Origin of the sequence: Pseudomonas sp. USTB-Z, from assembly GCF_019691255.1 — a bacterium.
Lineage (GTDB): Bacteria > Pseudomonadota > Gammaproteobacteria > Pseudomonadales > Pseudomonadaceae > Aquipseudomonas > Aquipseudomonas alloputida.
The window spans coordinates 1-19,978 of sequence record NZ_JAECZP010000014.1; the positions used below are offsets into that span (position 1 = coordinate 1).

Annotated in this window: 21 protein-coding genes; 5 read left to right on the top strand and 16 right to left on the bottom strand. The window is 63.1% G+C overall.

Annotation, left to right across the window (positions count from 1 at the left end; genetic code table 11):
• Positions 1 to 79 (top strand): IS3 family transposase (locus tag I8746_RS27620; RefSeq protein ID WP_221100889.1); only part of this gene is annotated, 79 nt, incomplete at its 5' end.
• Positions 80 to 189: 110 nt separating this feature from the next.
• Here the strand turns inward: I8746_RS27620 and I8746_RS16865 are convergent.
• From I8746_RS16865 to I8746_RS16890, 6 genes are all read right to left on the bottom strand, one after another.
• Positions 190 to 843, bottom strand: coding sequence for an HAD family phosphatase (locus I8746_RS16865; protein WP_003252546.1), 654 nt, complete (start codon positions 841 to 843; stop codon positions 190 to 192).
• A 14-nt stretch (positions 844 to 857) separates the two neighbouring features.
• Entirely contained in the window at positions 858 to 1,847 is a 990-nt protein-coding gene (locus tag I8746_RS16870; protein ID WP_054888722.1) for an ABC transporter ATP-binding protein, read from the bottom strand.
• A gap of 1 nt (position 1,848) precedes the next feature.
• On the bottom strand, positions 1,849 to 2,643 hold the full coding sequence (locus I8746_RS16875; RefSeq protein ID WP_003252553.1) for an ABC transporter permease: 795 nt from the start codon (positions 2,641 to 2,643) through the stop codon (positions 1,849 to 1,851).
• Positions 2,633 to 3,460 carry an ABC transporter permease subunit gene (locus I8746_RS16880; RefSeq protein ID WP_012053417.1) on the bottom strand — a complete coding sequence of 276 codons (828 nt, stop codon included), beginning with the start codon at positions 3,458 to 3,460 and terminating at the stop codon, positions 2,633 to 2,635. Before I8746_RS16880 ends, I8746_RS16875 begins: the two co-directional genes overlap by 11 nt.
• An 8-nt stretch (positions 3,461 to 3,468) precedes the next feature.
• Entirely contained in the window at positions 3,469 to 4,275 is an 807-nt protein-coding gene (locus I8746_RS16885; protein ID WP_041167252.1) for an alkaline phosphatase family protein, read from the bottom strand.
• A gap of 128 nt (positions 4,276 to 4,403) precedes the next feature.
• A complete protein-coding gene (locus tag I8746_RS16890; protein ID WP_014860248.1) occupies positions 4,404 to 5,468 on the bottom strand; it encodes an ABC transporter substrate-binding protein in 1,065 nt (354 codons plus the stop codon).
• Positions 5,469 to 5,795: 327 nt separating this feature from the next.
• Here I8746_RS16890 and I8746_RS16895 point away from each other — a divergent pair, with 327 nt between their 5' ends.
• Positions 5,796 to 6,509, top strand: coding sequence for a UTRA domain-containing protein (locus I8746_RS16895; protein ID WP_003252562.1), 714 nt, complete (start codon positions 5,796 to 5,798; stop codon positions 6,507 to 6,509).
• Between the two features lie 31 nt (positions 6,510 to 6,540).
• On the opposite strand, the gene I8746_RS16900 is transcribed toward I8746_RS16895, so the two are convergent.
• The 7 genes from I8746_RS16900 to minC all read right to left on the bottom strand — a co-directional run bounded on the left by I8746_RS16900 (position 6,541) and on the right by minC (position 13,225).
• Positions 6,541 to 8,688: a mechanosensitive ion channel family protein gene (locus tag I8746_RS16900; RefSeq protein ID WP_014860249.1), complete on the bottom strand. Its 2,148-nt coding sequence runs from the start codon at positions 8,686 to 8,688 to the stop codon at positions 6,541 to 6,543.
• Positions 8,689 to 8,732: 44 nt separating this feature from the next.
• Positions 8,733 to 8,900 (bottom strand): hypothetical protein, encoded by a 168-nt coding sequence (locus tag I8746_RS16905; protein WP_003252566.1) that lies wholly within the window; start codon positions 8,898 to 8,900, stop codon positions 8,733 to 8,735.
• Between the two features lie 137 nt (positions 8,901 to 9,037).
• On the bottom strand, positions 9,038 to 10,327 hold the full coding sequence (locus I8746_RS16910; RefSeq protein ID WP_012053413.1) for a M18 family aminopeptidase: 1,290 nt from the start codon (positions 10,325 to 10,327) through the stop codon (positions 9,038 to 9,040).
• A gap of 169 nt (positions 10,328 to 10,496) precedes the next feature.
• Positions 10,497 to 11,132: an RluA family pseudouridine synthase gene (locus tag I8746_RS16915; protein ID WP_003252569.1), complete on the bottom strand. Its 636-nt coding sequence runs from the start codon at positions 11,130 to 11,132 to the stop codon at positions 10,497 to 10,499.
• A 151-nt stretch (positions 11,133 to 11,283) separates the two neighbouring features.
• Complete coding sequence (minE, locus tag I8746_RS16920; protein WP_003252572.1) at positions 11,284 to 11,538, bottom strand: cell division topological specificity factor MinE; 255 nt, start codon at positions 11,536 to 11,538, stop codon at positions 11,284 to 11,286.
• A gap of 3 nt (positions 11,539 to 11,541) precedes the next feature.
• A complete protein-coding gene (minD, locus tag I8746_RS16925) occupies positions 11,542 to 12,354 on the bottom strand; it encodes a septum site-determining protein MinD (protein WP_003252574.1) in 813 nt (270 codons plus the stop codon).
• 109 nt (positions 12,355 to 12,463) lie between these two features.
• On the bottom strand, positions 12,464 to 13,225 hold the full coding sequence (gene minC / locus I8746_RS16930; RefSeq protein ID WP_221100853.1) for a septum site-determining protein MinC: 762 nt from the start codon (positions 13,223 to 13,225) through the stop codon (positions 12,464 to 12,466).
• A 111-nt stretch (positions 13,226 to 13,336) separates the two neighbouring features.
• On the opposite strand from minC, the gene I8746_RS16935 reads away from it, so the two are divergent.
• Positions 13,337 to 14,272, top strand: a complete 936-nt coding sequence (locus I8746_RS16935; RefSeq protein WP_012053411.1) for a lipid A biosynthesis lauroyl acyltransferase — start codon at positions 13,337 to 13,339, stop codon at positions 14,270 to 14,272.
• Positions 14,273 to 14,417: 145 nt separating this feature from the next.
• A complete protein-coding gene (locus I8746_RS16940; protein ID WP_012053410.1) occupies positions 14,418 to 15,566 on the top strand; it encodes a patatin-like phospholipase family protein in 1,149 nt (382 codons plus the stop codon).
• Between the two features lie 87 nt (positions 15,567 to 15,653).
• Here I8746_RS16940 and I8746_RS16945 read toward each other — a convergent pair whose 3' ends face one another.
• Both I8746_RS16945 and I8746_RS16950 read right to left on the bottom strand, forming a co-directional pair.
• Complete coding sequence (locus I8746_RS16945; RefSeq protein WP_049806385.1) at positions 15,654 to 16,400, bottom strand: VacJ family lipoprotein; 747 nt, start codon at positions 16,398 to 16,400, stop codon at positions 15,654 to 15,656.
• A gap of 73 nt (positions 16,401 to 16,473) precedes the next feature.
• Positions 16,474 to 17,772 carry a serine protein kinase PrkA gene (locus I8746_RS16950; protein WP_012053408.1) on the bottom strand — a complete coding sequence of 433 codons (1,299 nt, stop codon included), beginning with the start codon at positions 17,770 to 17,772 and terminating at the stop codon, positions 16,474 to 16,476.
• Positions 17,773 to 17,962: 190 nt separating this feature from the next.
• Here I8746_RS16950 and I8746_RS16955 point away from each other — a divergent pair, with 190 nt between their 5' ends.
• A complete protein-coding gene (locus I8746_RS16955; RefSeq protein WP_014592050.1) occupies positions 17,963 to 18,328 on the top strand; it encodes a hypothetical protein in 366 nt (121 codons plus the stop codon).
• 75 nt (positions 18,329 to 18,403) lie between these two features.
• Here the strand turns inward: I8746_RS16955 and I8746_RS16960 are convergent, their stop codons facing one another.
• Positions 18,404 to 19,969, bottom strand: coding sequence for a beta (1-6) glucans synthase (locus I8746_RS16960; RefSeq protein WP_221100854.1), 1,566 nt, complete (start codon positions 19,967 to 19,969; stop codon positions 18,404 to 18,406).
• Positions 19,970 to 19,978 lie beyond the last annotated feature (9 nt).

Consider the following 19,978-nt stretch of genomic DNA (forward strand, 5'->3'; position numbering starts at 1 on the left):
TTACAACCATGACCGCATTAAAATGAAACTCAACGGCCTGAGTCCTGTGGCTTACAGAACTCAAGCTGAGGTAGCCTAGCACCGACCGTCCAACATCTGGGGCGCAGCTCAGGATCGCCATAATTTGAACACTGTGCGATGTAGGAGCGGGTTTACCCGCGAAGGGGCCGGCACAGCCCATAAAAACCTTCAGCTCCAGCTCAGAATCGGCCACCCATTGATCTCGGCATGCTCGCGCAACACCGCATCCGGGTTCACCACATGCGGGTGATCCACTCTCAACAACAACGGCAAGTCATTCCTCGAATCGGAATAGAAACTCGCGCCCTCCAGGTTCTCCTGCTCCTGATCCAGCCATTCCAGTAACCGCGTGATCTTGCCCTCACGATAGGTCAGCACCCCGTGGGTCTTGCCGGTGTACACCCCGTTCACAGCCTCAAGCTCGATGGCCAGGTATTCATCCACGCCCAGTCTCGCGGCAATCGGCCCGACCAGGTGCGTTCCCGAAGCGGAAATGATCAGGATGCGATCCCCACGCTTGCGGTGCTCGGCAATGCAGCGGCAGGCGTCACCGTAGATGATCGGCTCGATCACTTCTTCGACCCACGGTGCCACCAGGTGCTCGACTTCTTCCAGGGTACGCCCGGCAATCGGCTCCAGGCTGAAGGCCATGTAGTCCTCCATCTGCAGGTGGCCCCTGCCATAGGCTTCCATCAGTTCATGGTCGCGGCGCAGGAAATCCTTGCCGTCGACCCAGCCCAGCCGGGCCATCTGCTCGCTCCACAGTGATGCGCAGTCGCCGTGGATCAGGGTTTCATCCAGATCGAAAATTGCCAGTGCCATTGTGTTGAGTCTCCTTAAGCCACTTCCCGCAGCGCAGTGGGGTCGATCGACACGCTTACCCGTTTTCCGTCCGCATGCAAGTCGGCCGGCGAGCGGTTGAGCACATCGACCACCAGCTCCACGTCGCGCACCCGCACCCGGTAGCGGATTACGTTGCCCAGCAGGCTGTGGCTGCGCACCTCGGCGTCCAGCTCGCCGTGCTCGCCAAGGGTGATCGACTCTGGGCGGATCGCCAGGCGGCTGGCCACCGGGCGCTGCAGCAGGCGGCTGGCGCTGTCGGCGTCGAGCAGGTTGTAGTTGCCGATGAAGCCGGCGGCAAACAGGTCCACGGGGGCGGTGTAGAGGGTTTCGGCATCGCCGCTCTGGACGATGCGCCCCTGGTTCATCAGGAAGATGCGGTCGGACATGGTCAGCGCTTCCTCCTGATCGTGAGTGACGAATATGGTGGTCAGCCCCAGTTCGCGCTGGATGGCGCGAATCTGCTCGCGCAGGTGCTTGCGGATACGTGCATCCAGCGCCGACAACGGTTCGTCGAGCAGCAGCAGGCGCGGGCGGGTGACCAGTGAGCGTGCCAGGGCCACGCGCTGGCACTGGCCACCGGAAAGCTGGTGCGGGTAGCGCCCGGCGAACTTGCCCAGCTCCACCAGCTCCAGCACCTCGCGTACCCGCAGCTGGCTTTCATCGGCCTTGACCTTCTGCATGCGCAGGCCGAAGGCGACATTCTGCTCCACGGTCATGTTAGGGAACAGCGCGTAGCTCTGGAACACCATGCCGATGCCACGCTTTTGCGGGCTTAGCGGCACGATGTCGTGGCCGTCGAGCAGTATCTGCCCGCTGTCCACCGAGGTCAGACCGGCAATGCAGCGCAGCAGGGTGGACTTGCCGCAGCCGGACGGGCCGAGCAGGGTGACGAATTCGCCGCGTTCGATGTGGCAGTCGATGCGCTCGAACACCGGGCTGCCGGCGTAGCTTTTCTGCAGTTTCTGTACACTGACGAAGCTCATGTCAGGTCTTGTCCTTGTTCAGGCGGTTGGCGACCCAGGTCAGTACCAGCACGAAGGCGAAGTAGGAGATGACCAGCGCGCTGTTGAAGTGGCCGCTGCTGTTGCGCATGTTGTTCAGGTACACCTGCAGGGTCTCGTAGCGGGTACCGACCAGCAGGTTGGCAAACACGAATTCGCCGAACAGGAACGAGAACGACAGCAGCACTGCCACCATCAGGCCCTGGCGCAGGTTCGGCAGCACCACCAGCAATGCGGCCTGCCAGGTGCTGGCGCCGAGCAGTTGCGCGGCGTCCATCAGGTCGCGCAGGTTGATGGCCTGCAGGTTGTTGGTGATGGCCCGGTACATGAACGGCAGGGCGATGGTGAAGTAGCAGCCGATCAGGATCCACGGTGTGCCGACCATGGCCATCGGCCCGCTGCCATACAGCTGCAGCAGCCCCACCGACGACACCACCGGCGGGACCGCGAATGGCAGCAGGATGAGGATGTTCATCAGCGCGTCGAGCCGCGGGAAGTGGTAATGCACCACGAACAGCAGTGGCAAGATCAGCACCACCGACAGCAGCAGTGCGCCTACGCACACCAGCAGCGACTGGCCGAAGGCCGCGAGGAAGCGCGGCTCGCTCCACAGCGCCGCATACCACTTCAGGGTCAGGCCACTGGGCAGCAGGCTCGCCGACCAGCTGGTGGCCAGCGAGTAGAGCAGGGTGCCGGCCAGGGGCAGCAGCAGGATCAGGAACAGCAGGTAGACCACGAGGCGGTGGTACCAGCCGCCGGAACGAATGTCAGCGCGCATGGTAGCTCCTTTTCAGCAGCCATTGATGCACCACCGTGACCAGCGTCATCAGCCCCACCAGCACCATCGCCAGGGCGCTGGCCAGGTTCGGATCGAGGCTGATGTCGCCCGCCACCAGGCCGGCGATGCGGATCGGCAGTACGTTGAAGTTGCCGGTGGTCAGTGCGTACACGGTGGCGTAGGCGCCGAGGGCGTTGGCCAGCAGGATGACGAAGGTGCCCAGCAGTGCCGGGGCCAGCACCGGCAGGCCGATGTGTCGCCAGTACTGCCAGTGGTTGGCGCCCAGCAGCGCGGCTGACTCGCGCCAGTCTTCGCGCAGGGCGTCGAAGGCGGGGTACAGCAGCAATACGCCCAGCGGGATCTGGAAGTAGGTGTACACCAGGATCAACCCGCTTTTGGAATAGATACTGAAGTCTTCCAGCAGGCCGACCTGCTTCAGCAGCAGCGTCAGTGCGCCGTTGAAGCCAAGCAGGATGATGAAGGCAAAGGCCAGCGGTACGCCGGCAAAGTTGCTGGTCATGTTGGCGAAGGCGCTGACGAAGTCGCGCAGCTTCGAGTCCACCTGGCGCAGCGAGTAGGCGCCGAGGGTAGCGATGACGATGCCGAACACGCTCGACCAGAAGCTGATTTCCAGGCTGCGTTGCAACGCCTGCAGGTAGAACTTGGAGGCGAACACCTTGCTGAAGTTGTCGATGCCCCAGCCGGCCTCCGATTGCAGGCTGTTGATCGCCACCCAGGCCAGCGGGGCGACCTGGAAAATGACGAAAAACACGGCGAACGGCAACAGGCAGAGCAGGGCCAGGTAGCGGCCACGCATGCCGCCATTCACTTCAGCAACTCCCGGCAAACCGTCTTGTCGTGCGCGGCGCCCAGCAGCTCGCAGATGGTGCCGCACAGTTCGGTTTGCAGCGGCTTGGCGGCCGGGTCCAGGCTGAAGGCGTCGCCGAAGACGAACAGCGGCACTTCACGTTCTTCAGCCAGCAGGCCGTTGTGCGAGCGGTCGTTGTTCATGCCGTGGTCGGCGGTGACCAATACCTGATAGCCCTCTTCGAGCCAGCCAGGCAGGTAGTCGGCCAGCAGAATGTCAACGCTGCGCGCAGCGTTGCGATACTGGCTGCTGTCAAGGCCGTGGCGGTGACCCACGTCGTCAACGCTCATCGGGTGCACCAGCAGGAAGTTGGGGGCGTGACGGCGGCGCAGGTACTCGCCATCGGCCAGAAGGTGCGAATCAGGGTAGCGGTCGTCCCAGTAGAACAGCCCGTGCTGGATCGGCAGCTTCGGCGCGTGGGTATGGCGGTCGCGCTGCGGATCGAAGGGCGAGCGGTTGTACAGCTCGCTCATCCAGTGGTAGGCGGCCGCTGCGGTGCCCAGGTTGGCCTCGCGGGCGTAGTGAAACACGCTGCGTTGGTTGGACAGGCGGTTGATGTTGTTGTGCACGATGCCGCTGTCGATCGGCGGCACGCCGGTGAGGATGCATTCGTACAGCGGCCGCGACAGCGAGGGCAGCTCGCATTCCATGCGGTACAGCGCGGCGCGATCTGCTTCGACGTAGGCGTGCAGGTGGCCCATCGCATGGTGGGCGACCTGGTAGTTGAGGCCGTCGAGCAGGACCAGGATGACGTTGTGTTGCATGTTTTCTCCAGTCATGAACCGCGTTGGCACCTTCGCGGGTAAACCCGCTCCTACAGGTATCGCGTATCCCTGTGTAGGAGCGGGTTTACCCGCGAAAGGCCGGATCAGGCGCTACAAAGCCCAGCCCCTTACTCCATCTCGATGATCACCTGCTCCTGCCACATCTGCGGCAGTTTCTTCGAGGTGGCTTCCCAGGCTTCAGCATTCTTGATCGGCTGGGCGGCACCGTACTGCTCGTTAGGCAGCAGCTTGGCCTGCACATCCGCCGGCAGCTTCAGGTGCTCGGCCCGGATCGGCCGTGCATGGCCCTTGGCCAGGTTGATCTGCCCGGCGTCGCTGAAGATGTATTCACGGGTCAGCTTGGCCGCGTTGGGATGCTTGGCGTACTTGTTGATGACCGTGGTATAGCCGGAAATCACCGAGCCGTCCGAGGGGATCAGCACTTCAAAACGTTTTGGGTCGATCTGTTCACGGTAGCTCAGGCCGTTGAAGTCCCACACCACGCCAACTTCCACCTCGCCCTTCTCCAGTGTCTGGATGGTCGGGTTGGCCAGCGACAGGCGCTTCTGCTGCGCCAGCTTGGTAAACAGTTGCAGGCCTGGCGCCACGTTGGTCTCGTCACCTTTGTAGGCGATGGCCGCAGCCAGCACACCGTTGGCGGCCTGGGCTGCTGTGCCGACGTCGCCAATAGCGACCTTGTACTTGCCTTTTTCCAGGTCATGCCAGGTTTTCGGCCGTTCCTCTTCCTTGACCAGGTCCTTGTTGATGATGAAAGCGATGGTGCCGGTATAGGCCAGCGCCCAGTGGCCGTCCTTGTCCTTGGCCCATTCCGGCACCTGGTCCCAGGTGCTTGGCTTGTAAGGCTGGCTGACGCCCTTGGTCACCGCGATCGGGCCGAAGGCCGCCCCCACGTCACCGATGTCGGCACTGGCGTTGTCCTTCTCGGCCTCGAACTTGGCCAGTTCCTGGGCCGAGCTCATGTCGGTGTCGCTGTGTTTGAGGCCGTACTTGCTGGCCAGGTCTTCCCAGGTGCCTTTCCAGTTGGCCCAGGCGTCGGGCATGCCCACGCTGTTGACAGTGCCTTCCTTGCGGGCGGCGTCTTCCAGGGCCTTGAGGTCAGTGCCGGCGGCCATGGCCGTGGTGCACAACGCGATGGCCGAACCAAGCAGTGACGCCATGAAGAACTTTTTCATCCGAAGCTCCTTTGGGTGGGTGCCTTTGCGATCGTTGTTCTGGGTAAAGCCGTTGCAAGCCTTTGACTGGCACCTTTGGTCTAGGTCAGCAAACCTTGAGCCAAGGTAGGCCGCTTGCGTGACAGTTTGATGTAGGGAGGGGGCCGGCAAGGGCCCTGAAGCTACAGCGTAGACCAGGTAATCGCCCCGGTTCTGCTGGCTTGGCGCGTTTCTGGCAGTGCCTGGCCCAAGCTTTGTCACAGGATGTTCATCAGCCCTGCATAGGCTTGCACTATTCTCAACCTGCCCTGTGATGGGGCTGGACTAGTCCAGATAGGTAACCTTTCGATGCAGTCGACGCCCCCGCGTGCGGTAACAGCCATCTGCCATGCCCTGCAGGAGCAGATCGAGCATGGCCTGCTGGCGCCGGGCGGCAAGCTGCCGGCCGAGCGGCGGCTCAGCGAGGTGTTCGACACCACGCGCATTACCCTGCGTGAGGCGTTGGTGCAGCTGGAGGCCCAAGGCTTGATTTACCGCGAAGAGCGCCGAGGCTGGTTCGTTGCGCCGCAGCGCTTGACCTACGACCTCATCGAGCGCAGCCATTTCCATGCCATGGTGCGCGATCAGGGGCGGGTGGCCAGTACCGAACTGCTGTCGGCGAGGCTGCAGCCGGCTTCGGCGGCCATCTGTGCACGCTTGCAGCTGCCGGCGTTGTCCAGCGTGGTGCGCGTCTGCCGGTTACGGCGGATTGACGGGCGGGCGGTGCTGTATGCCGAGCATTACCTCAACCCCCGGTACTTTCCAGGCATTCTCGAACACGACCTGGCGCAGTCACTGACCGAGATTTATGGGCGGGTGTATGGCATCGAGTACGGGCAGGTGTGCTTCGAGATCCTGCCGACAGCGTTGCCGGTGGAGGCGGCAAGCGCTTTGAAAGTGTCGGCGGGCAGCCCGGGGTTGCACATTACCCGGGTCAACAGCGACCAGCATGGGCACTTGATCGACTGTGACCTCGAGTATTGGCGGCATGATGCGATCCGCATTCGGGCCCAGGCTGGATGAGGTGTTGCCTTCTTCGCGGGTAAACCCGCTCCTACGAGCGGGCCTCTGTCATCCCACCCCCACCGGCTGTCACCACCTGCACCGACAACCGCGGCGTCGCCAGGTCCAGCCCGGCTTCATCCAGCTGCCGCTTCAAGGCCAGGTTGAACGCCCGCGACACCTCCCACTGCTTGATCGGCGCGGTCTTGAACCGCGCCCGCAAGATCGCCGACCCTGACTCGAAGCTCTCCACCCCCTGTAGCTCCAGCGGCGACCAGATATTGCGGCGCATCAGTGGGTCATTGCGCAGCTTCTGCCCCACTTCGCGAACCAGCGTGATCGCCTGGTCGATGTTCATGCTGTGCGGGATTGCCACGCGGAAGATCGCGTAGCCGAACTCCCGCGAGTAGTTCTTGATGCTCTTGATTTCGCTGAACGGGATGGTATGCACAATGCCGTCGATGTCGCGCAGGCGCACGGTACGAATGGTCAACCCTTCCACCGTGCCCAGGTGGCCGCCGACATCCACGTAGTCGTCGATGGCCAGCGAATCTTCGATGATGATGAACAGGCCGGTGATCAGGTCGGCCACCAGCGACTGGGCGCCAAAACCGATGGCCAGGCCGATCACACCGGCACCGGCCAGCAGCGGGGTGACGTTCATGCCCATGTTGGCCAGGGCGACGATGACCGCGATGATGAAGATGACCACGAACATCACGTTGCGGATCAACGGCATCATGGTTTGCGCACGGGCGTTGGCCAGCCCCCGGCGCGAGCGCACCAGGGCATGGTGTACGGCGGTGTCGGCAAGGATCCACACCAGCCAGGCCACGATCAGTGTGCCGGCCAGGCCCAGCAGGCGCAGGCTGATGTCATGGCCGTCGCCCTCGGCGAAGCTGATCATCGACACGCCCCACACGCGCAGGCCCAACTCGATGAACACCAGCCAGATGAACAGGTGCACCAGCAGGTAGCCGAAGTTGCGCAGGCGTTCGGTGTACACCGCCTGGCGCTTGCCGGCCCGCTTGGGGTTGGCGGCATGGCGGCGCACCAGGCCGTTGAGTACCATGCACACCACCACCAGCACCGTGCACATCAGCGACTGACGCAGTGCGGTGCTGGTGTCGCCGGCGGAGACGAAGGTGGCGAACAGCGAAATGGCCACCAGGATCAGCGCCGGAATGAACCAGAAGCTGCCGAGGATCTCGATGGTATCGCTGAGGGTGCGTCGGGTCAGGCGCCGCGACAGTGGCTGGTTGCGGATCAGGTGGGCGATCGGCCGGCGGAAGCGCAGGATGAACAGCCCGGTGCACAGTGCCGCAATCACATTGGCCAGGGTAGCCAGGGCGTGGGCCAGGTGGGTACCGAGGGCAACCAGCATGCGTGGATCGCTCATCGCCTCGCCAAACGCGGCGAAGCTGCCGATCAGCCACAACGGGCGAAACGCCTGGCGCCGCAGGATGTGCAGGGCGCGGTGGCGGTGTGGGCCGTCCAGCAAGGAAAAGGCGATGACGCAAATGGCCGAAAAGCAGGTACCGACCACCAGTGCGTAGGCCAGCACCATGGCCAGGGATTTGCCCAGCGATGGCGGCAGCACGAAACTCAGGTACACCGTGAACACCAGCGCTACCAGCCAGGGGCCGAGCTTGCGCAAGGCAAAGCGCACCAGGTCCCAGGTACGCGGGTGCTGTGGCAGTTCTTCGCTCAGGCCAAAGCGCAGGCGTACCCGATGGCCGACCCAGTTGAAGGCGTAGGCCAGCACACTCCACACGACAATCACTGCAGCAAAACCGAACAGGATTGGCGGCCACTGGTGCACGGGCACCACCAGTTCGGTCAGTTCGGCCTGGGCTTGTTCGATTTCTGCGGCCCAGCGGTGGAATGGACTGGCATCGCCGCTGAACTGTTTTTCAAAGTCATGCAGGGCACCGCCGATCAGGCCGAGCACGCCCTGTTCAACGCTGGGTTGCGATTGCCGGGTGGCGTCGCGCAGTTTTTTCAGGTCGGCCAGCAGCTTGGCCCGTTGCTGGTCGTTTTCGAGGTTCTTGATCACCTCGTCCAGCGACTTGCCCAGCGGCTCGGTGGCTTCAGGCTGCGCGGGCGCACTGCCGCCCAGCAGGCCAGGCAAGCCCGCCGCTTGTACCGGGGCGATGAACAGCAAGAGCAACAGGAACAGGTAACGCAGGAGGGCAGGCACTGGCAAATCTACCTCAGGTCAAACGATTGACCGAGTGTAGAGGTTTATGTCGGCAGTTTCTCGAGGATCTTCCAGCAGGTGAGGCCGAAAATACCCAAGGTGCCGACCCACATCATCAGTACACCGATGTTGCGTTCGCGCATGCTGAAGCCGATGGTCAGCAGCATCAGGAACAGGAACACCGGGACGAACAGTGACAGGAACGGGGACATGGACAGCAATCCTTTTGCAGTGGGGCCATGTAACAAGCATAGCGCTTGGCAAACGAGGCGTGATTGACCTTGAGCATGTGTAAGCAGGCTCGGCCTGTTCGCGTCGAACCGCCGCGAATAGGCCGGGCCTGCTTACATCAGGGCAGTTCGCGGCTACGGTAGAACGCGGTCAGTACCTTCACCAGGTGCGCCAGGTCATGGCTGCCGCACAGCTCGCGAATGGAGTGCATGGCAAATGTCGGCAAACCGATATCTACCGTGCGCACACCCAGGTGGCTGGCGGTGATCGGCCCGATGGTCGAGCCACAGCCCATGTCGCTGCGCACCACAAAGCTCTGCACCGGTACTTCCTCGGCCATGCACAAGTGGCGGAAGAACCCGGCAGTCTCGCTGTTGGTGGCGTAACGCTGGTTGTTGTTCACTTTGATCACGGGCCCGGCGTTGAGCTTCGGCCCGTGGTTGCCGTCATGCTTGTCGGCGTAGTTGGGGTGCACGCCGTGGGCGTTGTCGGCCGATACCATCAGCGAGCGCTGGAGGGTGCGCACATAGGTGTCGCCATCGGGTAGCAGGCGCTGCAGGGTCTGCTCCAGCATCGGGCCATCGGCACCACAGGCCGAGCAACTGCCGACTTCTTCGTGGTCGTTGCACACCAGCACACAGGTCTCGTCGCTGTCGGCGGCCAGCAGGGCCTGCAAACCGGCGTAGCACGACAGCAGATTGTCCAGGCGGGCGCCGGCGATGAAGTCGCCATTCAGACCGATCAGCGCGGCGTCCTGCGTGTCATAGAAGCTCAGCTCGTAGTCCAGCACCACGTCGGCGATCAGCTCGTGCTCGCGGGCCAGTTGCTCGGTGAGCAGGGCGCGGAAGTCGATGCGTTCGTCACCGGCCACTTGGGCGAGGATAGGGGGCAGTTCGTTCTGCGGGTTGATCGCCCAGCCTTCGTTGGCGGTACGGTTCAGGTGGATCGCCAGGTTGGGGATGATCGCGATTGGCAGCTTGAAGTCGATCAGCTGGCTTTCGACCTTGCCGTCACGGCGGTAGGTGACGCGGCCGGCCAGCGACAGGTCGCGGTCGAACCAGGGTGCCAGCAACGCGCCGCCATACACTTCCACGCCCAGTTGCAGGAAACCCTGGCGCTGCAGCTCGGGCTGAGGCTTGACCCGCAAGCACGGGCTGTCAGTGTGGGCGCCGACCATACGGATGCCATTGAGCAGCGGCGACTGCTTGCCCAGTTTGATGGCGATGATTGAAGAATCGTTGCGGGTGACGTAGTAGCGGCCGCCAGTCTCGGGGTCCCAACTGTCGCGCTCGTCCAGGCGCTTGTAGCCGGCCGCCTCAAGGCGCTGGACCAGGCTGGCGGTGGCATGGAAGGGCGTGGGGGAGGCCTTGAGAAATTCGATGAGGCCGGTATTCAGTGCGTCGCGCATAGCTCACTCCAGACAGCAGTGGCGCGAGTTTAACGCAGAATGTCGACAATTTGTGTCTGCATCTTCGCGGCTAACGCCGCTCCCACAAGTATTACACAGCCCCTGAGCGCAGCGCGGTCCCTGTGGGGGCGGCTTCAGCCGCGAAGAGGCCGGTACAGGCCCTGCGAAATCAGAACGGTGCCGGGCACTCGAACTTCAACCGCTGCCCGGACACCGGGTGGGTAAAGCTCAGCATCGAGGCATGCAGGCACAGCCGCTCATGGGCCGCCAGGGCTTGCGGGTTGGCGTACAGCCGATCACCCAGCAGCGGGTGCCCGATCGACAGCATGTGCACGCGCAGCTGGTGCGAACGCCCGGTAATCGGCGTCAGCTCCACCCGACAGTAATCGCCGCAGCGTTCGACGATACGCCAGAAGGTCAGGGCGTGTTTGCCCTGCTCGTGGTCCACCACATGCCGTGGTTTGGTCGGTGGGTCGTAGCGCAGTGGCAGGTCGATGCTGCCGCTGTCCAGCGCCGGCTGGCCCCAGCACAGTGCGGTGTAGGCTTTTTCGGTTTCACGGTCGTGAAACTGGCGCGACAGCTCGCGGTGGCTATCGGCATCGCGGGCCAGCAGGATGATGCCGGAGGTTTCCCAGTCCAGACGGTGCACGATCAGCGCATCGGGGTAGCCGTTTTCCTGCAGCCGGGTGATCAGGCAGTCCTTGTTGTCCTCGGCACGGCCAGGTACCGACAGCAGCAGGGTCGGTTTGTTGATCACCAGGATGGCGGCGTCTTCGAAGAGGATCTGGACATTCGACAGCGGCATTACAGGTCTCACGAAAATAGCAGTAAACGCTGGGGCCGCTTTGCGGCCCTTCGCGGGCAAGCCCGCTCCTACAAAGGCTATGCATTTCCCTGTAGGAGCGGGCTTGCCCGCGAAGGGCTGCAAGGCAGCCCCAAAGTGTCGACTACGCGGATCAGCGATCCGGCAGGGTGATGTTCAGCTCCAGAATCGAGCAACTGCCCTGGTTTTCCAGCTCGATATGCACATCATCGTTGCCGATGTTCACATATTTGCGGATCACTTCCAGCAGTTCTTTCTGCAGCGCGGGCAGGTAGTCCGGTTCGCTGCGTTGGCCGCGCTCGTGCGCCACGATGATCTGTAGACGCTCTTTCGCTACCGACGCGCTGGTCTGTTTCTGTCTGCCACGAAAGAAGTCAAAAAGGTTCATGGTTTATTTGCTCCCGAAAATGCGCTCGAAGAATCCCTTCTTCTGTACATCGATGAAGCGCATCGGCTTCTCTTTGCCCAGCAGGCGGTCGACCGCATCACTGTAGGCCTGGCCGGCATCGCTCTGGTCATCGAGAATGACCGGGATACCTTGGTTGGACGCCTTGAGGACGGCCTGCGATTCCGGGATCACACCCTTGAGTTTGATCGACAGGATTTCTTCCACGTCGGCCACGCTCAGCATTTCGCCTTTGACGACGCGCTCCGGGTGGTAGCGGGTGATCAGCAAATGCTCCTTGATCGGCTCTTCACCGTTTTCGGAGCGGCGCGACTTGCTCGACAGAATACCCAGCATGCGGTCGGAGTCACGTACCGACGAAACTTCCGGGTTGGTCACCACGATGGCTTCGTCAGCGAAGTACATGGCCAGGTGAGCACCTTTTTCGATACCGGCCGGCGAGTCGCAGATGACGTACTCGAAGTCCTTCTTCAGGTCCATCAGTACCTTTTCCACGCCTTCCTGGGTCAGCGCGTCCTTGTCACGGGTCTGGCTGGCGGCCAGCACGTACAGGTTCTCGAGGCGCTTGTCCTTGATCAGGGCCTGTTGCAGGTTGGCTTCGCCGTTGACCACGTTGACGAAGTCGTACACCACGCGGCGTTCGCAGCCCATGATCAGGTCGAGGTTACGCAGGCCCACGTCGAAGTCGACAATGACGGTCTTGTGGCCGCGCAGTGCGAGGCCGGTACCAATGGCGGCGCTGGTAGTGGTCTTGCCCACACCCCCCTTGCCGGAAGTAACCACGAGAATCTTGGCCAAGGTGTTTCACCCCTAAAAATAGTCGGGACACTTGTCCCTGCAAAAAACTGAAATAGCTAAATAAAGGCAACGGTAAAAAAGTTGCTCTAAAAATGCTGGCAAGTATCCGTTAAAGACGGGTGATGTTCAACACGTCACCAGACAGGCTGACTTGCACGCTGGTCCCCCACAGCGGATCCCGGCGCAGGTCTTCGCAGACTTTGTACTGGCCGGCGATCGAGACCATTTCGGCGGTCATCTGCTGGCAGAAGATACGCGCCTTGGTGTTGCCTTTGATGCCGGCCAGGGCGCGGCCGCGCATGGCGCCGTACACATGGATGTTGCCATCGGCCAGAAGTTCCGCACCTGGGCTGACCGAACCCGTCACAACCAGATCACCGCCCTGAGCATAGATCTGTTGGCCGCCGCGTACTGGCGAAGTAATGATGCGGGTCGGGCGCACCTCGGGTTCGGGGGGCGGTGGTGGCGCCGGGGCCGGCTCGGGCTTTTTGACCACCTCGGGCTCGGGATCCAACGGCCGTTCGCGGGCCCCCGAGGGCGGCAGCACCGGCAGGTCGATGGCGATGGCGGCGGCGATGTCCTCGATGCGGTTGGCGCGGATGGCCAGGGTACGCAGGCCGTGGTGTCGGCAGATCCGCATCAAGCCGGGCAGGTCGATTGCCCCTTCGTCGGCCGGCAGCTTGTCCAGCGCCAGCACCAGCGGTGTATTGCTGAAGAAGTTCGGGGCCTGGGCGACTTTGGCCGCCAATTGGCGGTCGAGGGCTTCAAGGTCATTGCGCGCCAGTTCCAGTACCGTAATGGCGAGCATGCTGCCCTTGAGCTGGAACACGGAGGCGGTGTCGGGTGTGTGGTTTGGGCTCATGGTCTGCATAGACGGCTTGTTGCGAAAAAAGTGCCCTGACTTATAACGAGAACACCGGTTGCCCGCAACATGCGCTGATCCGTTGTAGAATGCGCGGCCTTTGTCTTTCCGGATGCTTCAATGGAACGCCCGCGTTTTCGTCCCTATTACCTTCACCCCAAGTTCTGGGGCCTGTGGCTGGGCCTGGGCCTGCTGTGGCTGGTGGTTCAGTTGCCGTACCGGGTGCTGCTGAGAATCGGTGCCGCGCTGGGCGCCGTCATGTATTGCTTTGCCGGTGAACGTCGGCGCATCGCCGCGCGCAACCTGGAGCTGTGCTTCCCGGAGCTGTCGGTCGACGAACGGCAGCGTTTGCTCAAGGCCAACTTCGCCTCTACCGGCATCGCCTTCTTCGAAATGGCCATGAGCTGGTGGTGGCCCAAGGCCAGGCTGGCGCGCCTGGCCCATATCGAGGGCCTTGAGCACCTGCAGGCCGCCCAGCAGGCGGGGCAGGGCGCGATCCTCATGGCGGTGCACTTCACTACCCTGGAAATCGGTGCCGCACTGCTCGGCCAGCAGCACACGATCGACGGCATGTACCGCGAACACGGCAATGCACTGTTCGACTTCATCCAGCGCAGCGGCCGCGAGCGTCACAACCTTGATTCGCTGGCGGTGGAGCGCGAGGACGTGCGTGGCATGCTCAAACTGCTGCGTTCGGGCCGGGCGATCTGGTACGCACCGGACCAGGACTACGGCGCCAAACAGAGCCTCTTCGTACCGTTGTTTGGCATCCCCGCAGCGACGGTCACCGCTACCACCAAGTTTGCCCGGCTGGGCAAGGCGCAGGTGATTCCGTTCACCCAGAAGCGCCTGGAGGATGGCAGCGGCTATCGTCTGGTCATCCACCCGCCGCTGGCGGACTTCCCCGGCGAGAGCGAGGAAGCCGACTGCCTGCGCATCAACCAGTGGGTTGAACGTGTGTTGCGCGAGTGCCCCGAGCAATACCTGTGGGCGCACCGGCGGTTCAAGTCGCGGCCCGAAGGGGCGCCGCGGCTGTATGACAAGAAAAAGCGCTGAACCTTGTAAGCAGGCCTGGCCTCTTCGCGGGTAAACCCGCTCCTGCAGGATTACCACAGGTTCTGCATATTGCGGGGCCCTGTGGGAGCGGGGCCACCCGCGAAGAGGCCGGGCATGAAAGCACCTTGACCCCAGGAAGGACTCCATGGCTCCACCCCCGGTAACCGGTCTCATCCTTTCTGGCGGCGGCGCCCGCGCTGCCTACCAGGTCGGCGTGCTGGCGGGCATCGCCGAGTTGCTGCCCGCCGGCGCGCACAACCCGTTCCCGGTCATTGTCGGCACCTCCGCCGGGGCCATCAACGCCGTCACCCTGGCCAGTGGTGCCGTGCACTTCAATGAGGCCGTGCAACGGCTCACTGCCTTCTGGCAGAACTTCCGCAGCCATCTGGTCATCCGCAGCGACTGGCCCGGGGTCGTGCGCCAGGCTAGCCGCTTCGTCGGCCACAGCCTGCTGGGGCTGGGCGGCCAGGCCCCCGTGGCGTTGCTCGACAGCAGCCCTTTGCGCAGCCTGCTGCAAACGCACCTGAACCTGGATGGCATTGGCCATGCCTTGGCCGCCGAGCAATTGCGCGCCGTGGCAGTAACCGCCTTTGGCTACGAGTCTGGCCAGGCGGTGACCTTCTACCAGGGCCGTGGCACCATCGAGGCCTGGCTGCGCCACCGGCGTATCGGCGTACCCGCACCGTTGACCATCGACCACCTGCTGGCCAGTGCGGCGATCCCGCTGTTGTTCGCCCCGGTGCAACTGGGCGGCGAGTATTACGGCGACGGTGCAGTGCGCCAGTCGGCGCCGATCAGCCCGGCCTTGCACCTGGGCGCCAGCCGGGTGCTGGTGGTCGGGGTCAGCGGAAACCCGCAGCGGCCAGCGCCACCGGTGCCGCCCCAGCGCGTGTTCAGCGGACAGCAGCCGAGCCTGGCGCAGATCGGCGGGCACCTGCTCAACAGTACGTTCATTGACAGCCTGGAAGGCGATATCGAACTGCTGCAGCGCCTCAACCACTTGAGCGGGCTGTTGCCGGCGCACCTGGATGCCCGGCGCCTGGGGCTGGCACCGATCGACGTGCTGGTGGTGGCGCCCAGCCAGCCGCTGGATGAGATTGCCGCTCGGCACCGCCGCGAGTTGCCGGCGGCGTTACGCCTGTTTTTGCGGGGGCCGGGGGCGACGCGCACCAGCGGGGCGGGGGTGTTGAGCTATTTGCTGTTCGAGGCCAGCTATTGCAGTGAACTGATCGAGCTGGGGCGGCGCGATGCCCTTGCCAAGAAGCGCGAGCTTTGCGAATTCCTGGGGATTTGATGGTGCCTGTGCGGGCCCTTTCGCGACAAGGGGTTGCGCCAATACCTGTGTAGGCGCGGGTTCACCCGCGAAAGGGCCGCAGCAGGCTTACTCGGCTATCTGCAACTTGCGCGCCTGGGTATACACATACCGCACCTTTTCATACTCGAACGGCGAATTCAGCTGGCCGTAACGGAAGTTGGTGGTGTAGCGCTTGTCCACCACACGCAGGGCGAAGATTTCCGGGTGATCGGTGCTGGCTTCGGCCACGTTCAGGTAGTTGACCGCCTGCTCTCCCGCATAGTCCACCACCAGCCCGGTGGTATCGCGCAGGTTCGATGGGCCTAGCACCGGCAGCATCAGGTACGGCCCATCCGGCACGCCATAGAAGCCCAGGGTCTGACCAAAGTCCTCGCTCTGGCGCGGCAGGCCCATGCTGGTCGCCGGGTCCCACAGCCCACCCACGCCGATAATCGTGTTGAACATCAGTCGCGCAGTGATTTCTGCCGAGCGCTTGGCTTTGAGCTGCAACACGCTGTTGAACAGGTTCGGCACATCGCCAAGGTTGTTGAAGAAGTTGCTCACCCCCGTGCGCACGAACTTTGGGGTTACATACTGATAGCCATTCACCAGCGGCAGCAGCACCCATTGGTCCAATCGGTAGTTGAAGTGGTAGATGCGCCGGTTGATCGACTCCAGCGGGTCGTACACGTTCAGCGCCTGCAGGGTTGAGCGCTCGAACTCGCGCTGGTCCAGCCCCGGGTTGAATTTCAGCTCACGCAGCGGGTCGAGGAAACCATCGGCTTCGGGCACCAGTGGCGCGGTACCGATCACCTGCGGGTCGGCCTCGACCACGCTGGCTCTGGGTGCGGTTTCGGCGGCCAGGGTGTGGCCAGCGGCAAGCAGGGCAGTGGCGAAGAGGAGTTTGTTAACCACGGAAGAACTCCAGCATGGCGTCACTGTTGACGCGGTAGTTGAGGTTGCCGCAATGGCCGCCATGGGGGTAGAGGGTCAGCCGTTCGCCGAACACCTTGCGCAGGAAGCCAATGTCGCCCGGGCCGAGAATGACGTCGTCGGCGTTGTGCATCACAGCGATCTTGTCACTGCTGCGCAGGTAGTCTTCCAGGGCATACAGGCTGACCTGGTTGACCAACTGCAGGATGCTGTTGCCGTCGGTGCGGGCGCGCCACATCGGAATCACCTGTTCGGTCATGTAGCAGTCGAAGTCGCACTGCAGGGCGCGCTTGAAGAACGGCGTGAGGCTACTGCCTTCGGTGATCGGGAACTTCGGCGGAATGATCAGGCCACGGCGGTTGATCAGGTCGGACGTGAAGGCGATGTCGGCTGCCGAGAAGCGGAACGAAGTGCCGATCAGCATGGCCATCTGCTCGTTGGACAGGTGCTGGCGCGACTGCTGGAAGTCGTACAGCAGGGCGTCGTTCAGGTCGATGTAGCCCTTGTCCTGGAAGTAGCGGGTGAGTTTTTCCAGCATCAGCTCGTAGAACGTGGTGCTGCGGTCGATGCCCTTGACCTGGGTTTGCACCAGCTTGTCGAGGTTGTTGATCGAGGTGTAGAGGTTGACCGGTGGGTTGAGCAGCAGCACACGCTTGAAGTTGAAGCTGCGGCGGGTTTCGTCCAGGTGGCTGACGAAGGCGGCGTCGAGCGCACCCAGGCTGTAACCGGTGAGGTAGAAATCACTGATCGGCAGGCGAGGATGCTGGGCGCGCACGGCCTGCATGACCCGGTACATGTCTTCGGCGTCTTCCTGGCTGATGCCGGGGGTAGCAAAGCGCGAGGCTGCACTCATGAAATCATAGCTGGTGGGCGATGACAGTTGCACCACGTGGAAGCCGGCCTGGTAGAACAGCTTTTTCAGGTATTCATTGATGCTGCTGCTGTAGGGCGCACCGGTGCCGGCGATGATGAAGATCAGCGGCGCTTCGCGATCCTGGCGGGCCAGGCGGTACTTGAGCTTCTTCACTGCCCAGAAGTTGTCGGGCAACGTGAACTCACGTTCCGGGCGCAAGTTCAGGCTGTAGTCGGACTGATTGATGTCATCGTCGCTGGGCAGCTCAGGGCGCTTGTCCGGCGGCGTGGTGGCGATGGTGGCCTCGAACGGGTTGGTAAGAGGGTAGCCATAGCTGGCAGCGTCGATATCCCGCGCTGAAGCGGCCACAGCCATGAGCAAGCTGCCGAGCAGGGCAGCGAGGCGCAAAGATCGAAGCATGTAATCCCCCAAAAGAACGCAAGGTCGAGCAGTGTGCAGGCTAGGACCACAGCCAGGCGGGCAAAGTTGCCCGCTGCGGTGGCATTTGGCGTACTTGCTATCTGCAACATAGCTGCCGGGGTGTGATTTTGCCTTAGAAACGGGCATAAGCGATCATGGATGCTTTCGATTACCGCTATTGGAGAACAGGATGTCTCGTTCGCTGCCGACGGCGCTGTTGCTGTTGTTCCTGGGGGGGTGGCTCGCGGCCAGTTATGGCGTGCGTTACGGTCTGATGGAGGATGGCCAGTGGGTAGGGTTGTGCGCAGTGCCGACCGCCTATTGGCAGTGTGAGGTGCGTTCGCTGCTGGGGTTGGGCATTCACCATCAAGTCATGGCCTGGGGCGGATTGGGCCTGGCGCTACTGGCCCAGTTCGTTTCCGCGCGTGCCGGCTGGTGGCTGGCAGTGTTGGCACTGGTGTTCGCGGTGCCAGCGCTGGTGCTGTACACCGCCAGCATTGCGGTGTTTGCGCTGGTACTGGCGGGGTTGCGCCTGGTCAGGCAACCCCCATTGTAAGCAGCTGCGCGTACCTTGTAGGAGCAACTGTCTTGCTCACACAAGGTACGCGCCGGGCTCGAGGGATATGCAGTATCAAGCCTGTCGCATCCGCAAGCTTCGCCACAACGCCGCCGTCATCAGCACACTCACCACCGCCCAGCCCCAGGCTTGCTGGTTCTCCAGACCTTCCACGAACAACTGCGGCGCCACCCCGGCGCCGACGATGAACGCCAGCAACGCTACCTCCGCCCGCCGCGCCCGCACCGGCCACAGCGCATACACCAGCGCCGGCAACGCCAGCGCCGCGCTGGGGAAGCTGCGGTATCGCGGGTCGAACACCATTGCCAGCATGCTTACCGCCGCAGCAAAGCCCGCCGCCAGCAACAGCCAGCCGGCTCGCACCTGCAGCCAGGCGAACAAGCGCTCACGCCAGCCGGCCCGCCGCGCCAGCGCCAACAGCGCGTGGGCCAGTACCAGCAGGTTCAGCCCGGCCAGCATCAGTGCCCACAACCATTCCCCGGCAAAGCGCGCATGGGTACGCATCAACTCGCCCCACAGGCCCAGGCAAGCGGCGCCAAACGCTGCCAGCAGTGGCAGCAGCAAGGCGGCCATCGGGGTAGCGGGGCGCCCGGCCAGCACCAGCATGATCACCATCAGCACGGTGCTGGCCAGCAACCACTGCGGCCAGTCATGCAGGTTGCTCACGGGCCCTTCGAGCACGCCCTTGTCCTGCCGGTCCGCGTCGTATAGCCCCCAGTAACCACCCACTGCGCCCTCATTGGCGCGTTTCCAGGGCTGATCGAAGGCTTCGATCAGGTTGTAGTGCCAGCCATTGCGCTCGGCCATGGCCACGAAGCCACGGATGAAGCGCGCCTCATTGACCCGGCTGGGCACCGCCGTTTCGCGTTGGCGGCCTTCGCTGGGCCAGCCGGTTTCGCCAATCAGTATGTCCTTGGGCGCGAAGCGTGTGCCGAACACCCGGCGCACATCGGCAACGTGGGCCAAGGCATCGTCGATGCCACGCGGGTCGTCCTCCCAGTAGGGCAGCAGATGGATGGTCAGGAAATCCACGGCCGGGGCCACCTGCGGGTGCTGCAGCCAGAACTCCCAGACATCGGCGTAGGTTACGGGCACCTTGACCTGGCGCTTCACCCGCGCGATCAATTTGGCCAGGTGGGCACCGGTCACCTCCTTGCGCAACAGTGTCTCATTGCCGACGATCACCGCGCTGACCACGTCCGGGTTGGCGTTGGCAGCAGCGATCAGCAGGTTGATTTCCTTCTCGGTGTCGGCCGGGTGGGCGTTCACCCAGGCGCCCAGCATCACCTTCAGCCCATGCTTGCGTGCCAGCGCCGGGATTGCCTCAAGACCGCTCATGGAATAGGTGCGGATGCACTGGAATCGCTCGGCCAGTAACGCCAGGTCGGCGTCCATCCGCGCTGGGCGCAGGCGAAACGGCTGGTCGTAAGGCGACTGGTCTTTGTCAAACGGCGTGTATGAAGCGCATTGCAGCTTGTGCGCAGGGCTGGCCGCATCGGGCAGGTGCACAGGCTTGCCCAGCCCGTACCAGAGCCCCCCCAGCCCGAGCAGGGCCAGCAGGCAGGCAAGCAGGTACAACGGCAATGACAAGCGGCTACAACTGGGCATGTGGCGGTCCATCGTCTGGCA

Excerpts from the sequence above, each read along its gene's own strand:
- I8746_RS16865 (WP_003252546.1), bottom strand. The coding sequence starts at position 843 with ATGGCACTGGCAATTTTCGATCTGGATGAAACCCTGATCCACGGCGAC.
- I8746_RS16870 (WP_054888722.1), bottom strand. The coding sequence starts at position 1,847 with ATGAGCTTCGTCAGTGTACAGAAACTGCAGAAAAGCTACGCCGGCAGC.
- I8746_RS16875 (WP_003252553.1), bottom strand. The coding sequence starts at position 2,643 with ATGCGCGCTGACATTCGTTCCGGCGGCTGGTACCACCGCCTCGTGGTC.
- I8746_RS16880 (WP_012053417.1), bottom strand. The coding sequence starts at position 3,460 with ATGCGTGGCCGCTACCTGGCCCTGCTCTGCCTGTTGCCGTTCGCCGTG.
- I8746_RS16885 (WP_041167252.1), bottom strand. The coding sequence starts at position 4,275 with ATGCAACACAACGTCATCCTGGTCCTGCTCGACGGCCTCAACTACCAG.
- I8746_RS16890 (WP_014860248.1), bottom strand. The coding sequence starts at position 5,468 with ATGAAAAAGTTCTTCATGGCGTCACTGCTTGGTTCGGCCATCGCGTTG.
- I8746_RS16895 (WP_003252562.1), top strand. The coding sequence starts at position 5,796 with ATGCAGTCGACGCCCCCGCGTGCGGTAACAGCCATCTGCCATGCCCTG.
- I8746_RS16905 (WP_003252566.1), bottom strand. The coding sequence starts at position 8,900 with ATGTCCCCGTTCCTGTCACTGTTCGTCCCGGTGTTCCTGTTCCTGATG.
- I8746_RS16910 (WP_012053413.1), bottom strand. The coding sequence starts at position 10,327 with ATGCGCGACGCACTGAATACCGGCCTCATCGAATTTCTCAAGGCCTCC.
- I8746_RS16915 (WP_003252569.1), bottom strand. The coding sequence starts at position 11,132 with ATGCCGCTGTCGAATGTCCAGATCCTCTTCGAAGACGCCGCCATCCTG.
- minE (WP_003252572.1), bottom strand. The coding sequence starts at position 11,538 with ATGAACCTTTTTGACTTCTTTCGTGGCAGACAGAAACAGACCAGCGCG.
- minC (WP_221100853.1), bottom strand. The coding sequence starts at position 13,225 with ATGCAGACCATGAGCCCAAACCACACACCCGACACCGCCTCCGTGTTC.
- I8746_RS16935 (WP_012053411.1), top strand. The coding sequence starts at position 13,337 with ATGGAACGCCCGCGTTTTCGTCCCTATTACCTTCACCCCAAGTTCTGG.
- I8746_RS16940 (WP_012053410.1), top strand. The coding sequence starts at position 14,418 with ATGGCTCCACCCCCGGTAACCGGTCTCATCCTTTCTGGCGGCGGCGCC.
- I8746_RS16950 (WP_012053408.1), bottom strand. The coding sequence starts at position 17,772 with ATGCTTCGATCTTTGCGCCTCGCTGCCCTGCTCGGCAGCTTGCTCATG.
- I8746_RS16955 (WP_014592050.1), top strand. The coding sequence starts at position 17,963 with ATGTCTCGTTCGCTGCCGACGGCGCTGTTGCTGTTGTTCCTGGGGGGG.
- I8746_RS16960 (WP_221100854.1), bottom strand. The coding sequence starts at position 19,969 with ATGGACCGCCACATGCCCAGTTGTAGCCGCTTGTCATTGCCGTTGTAC.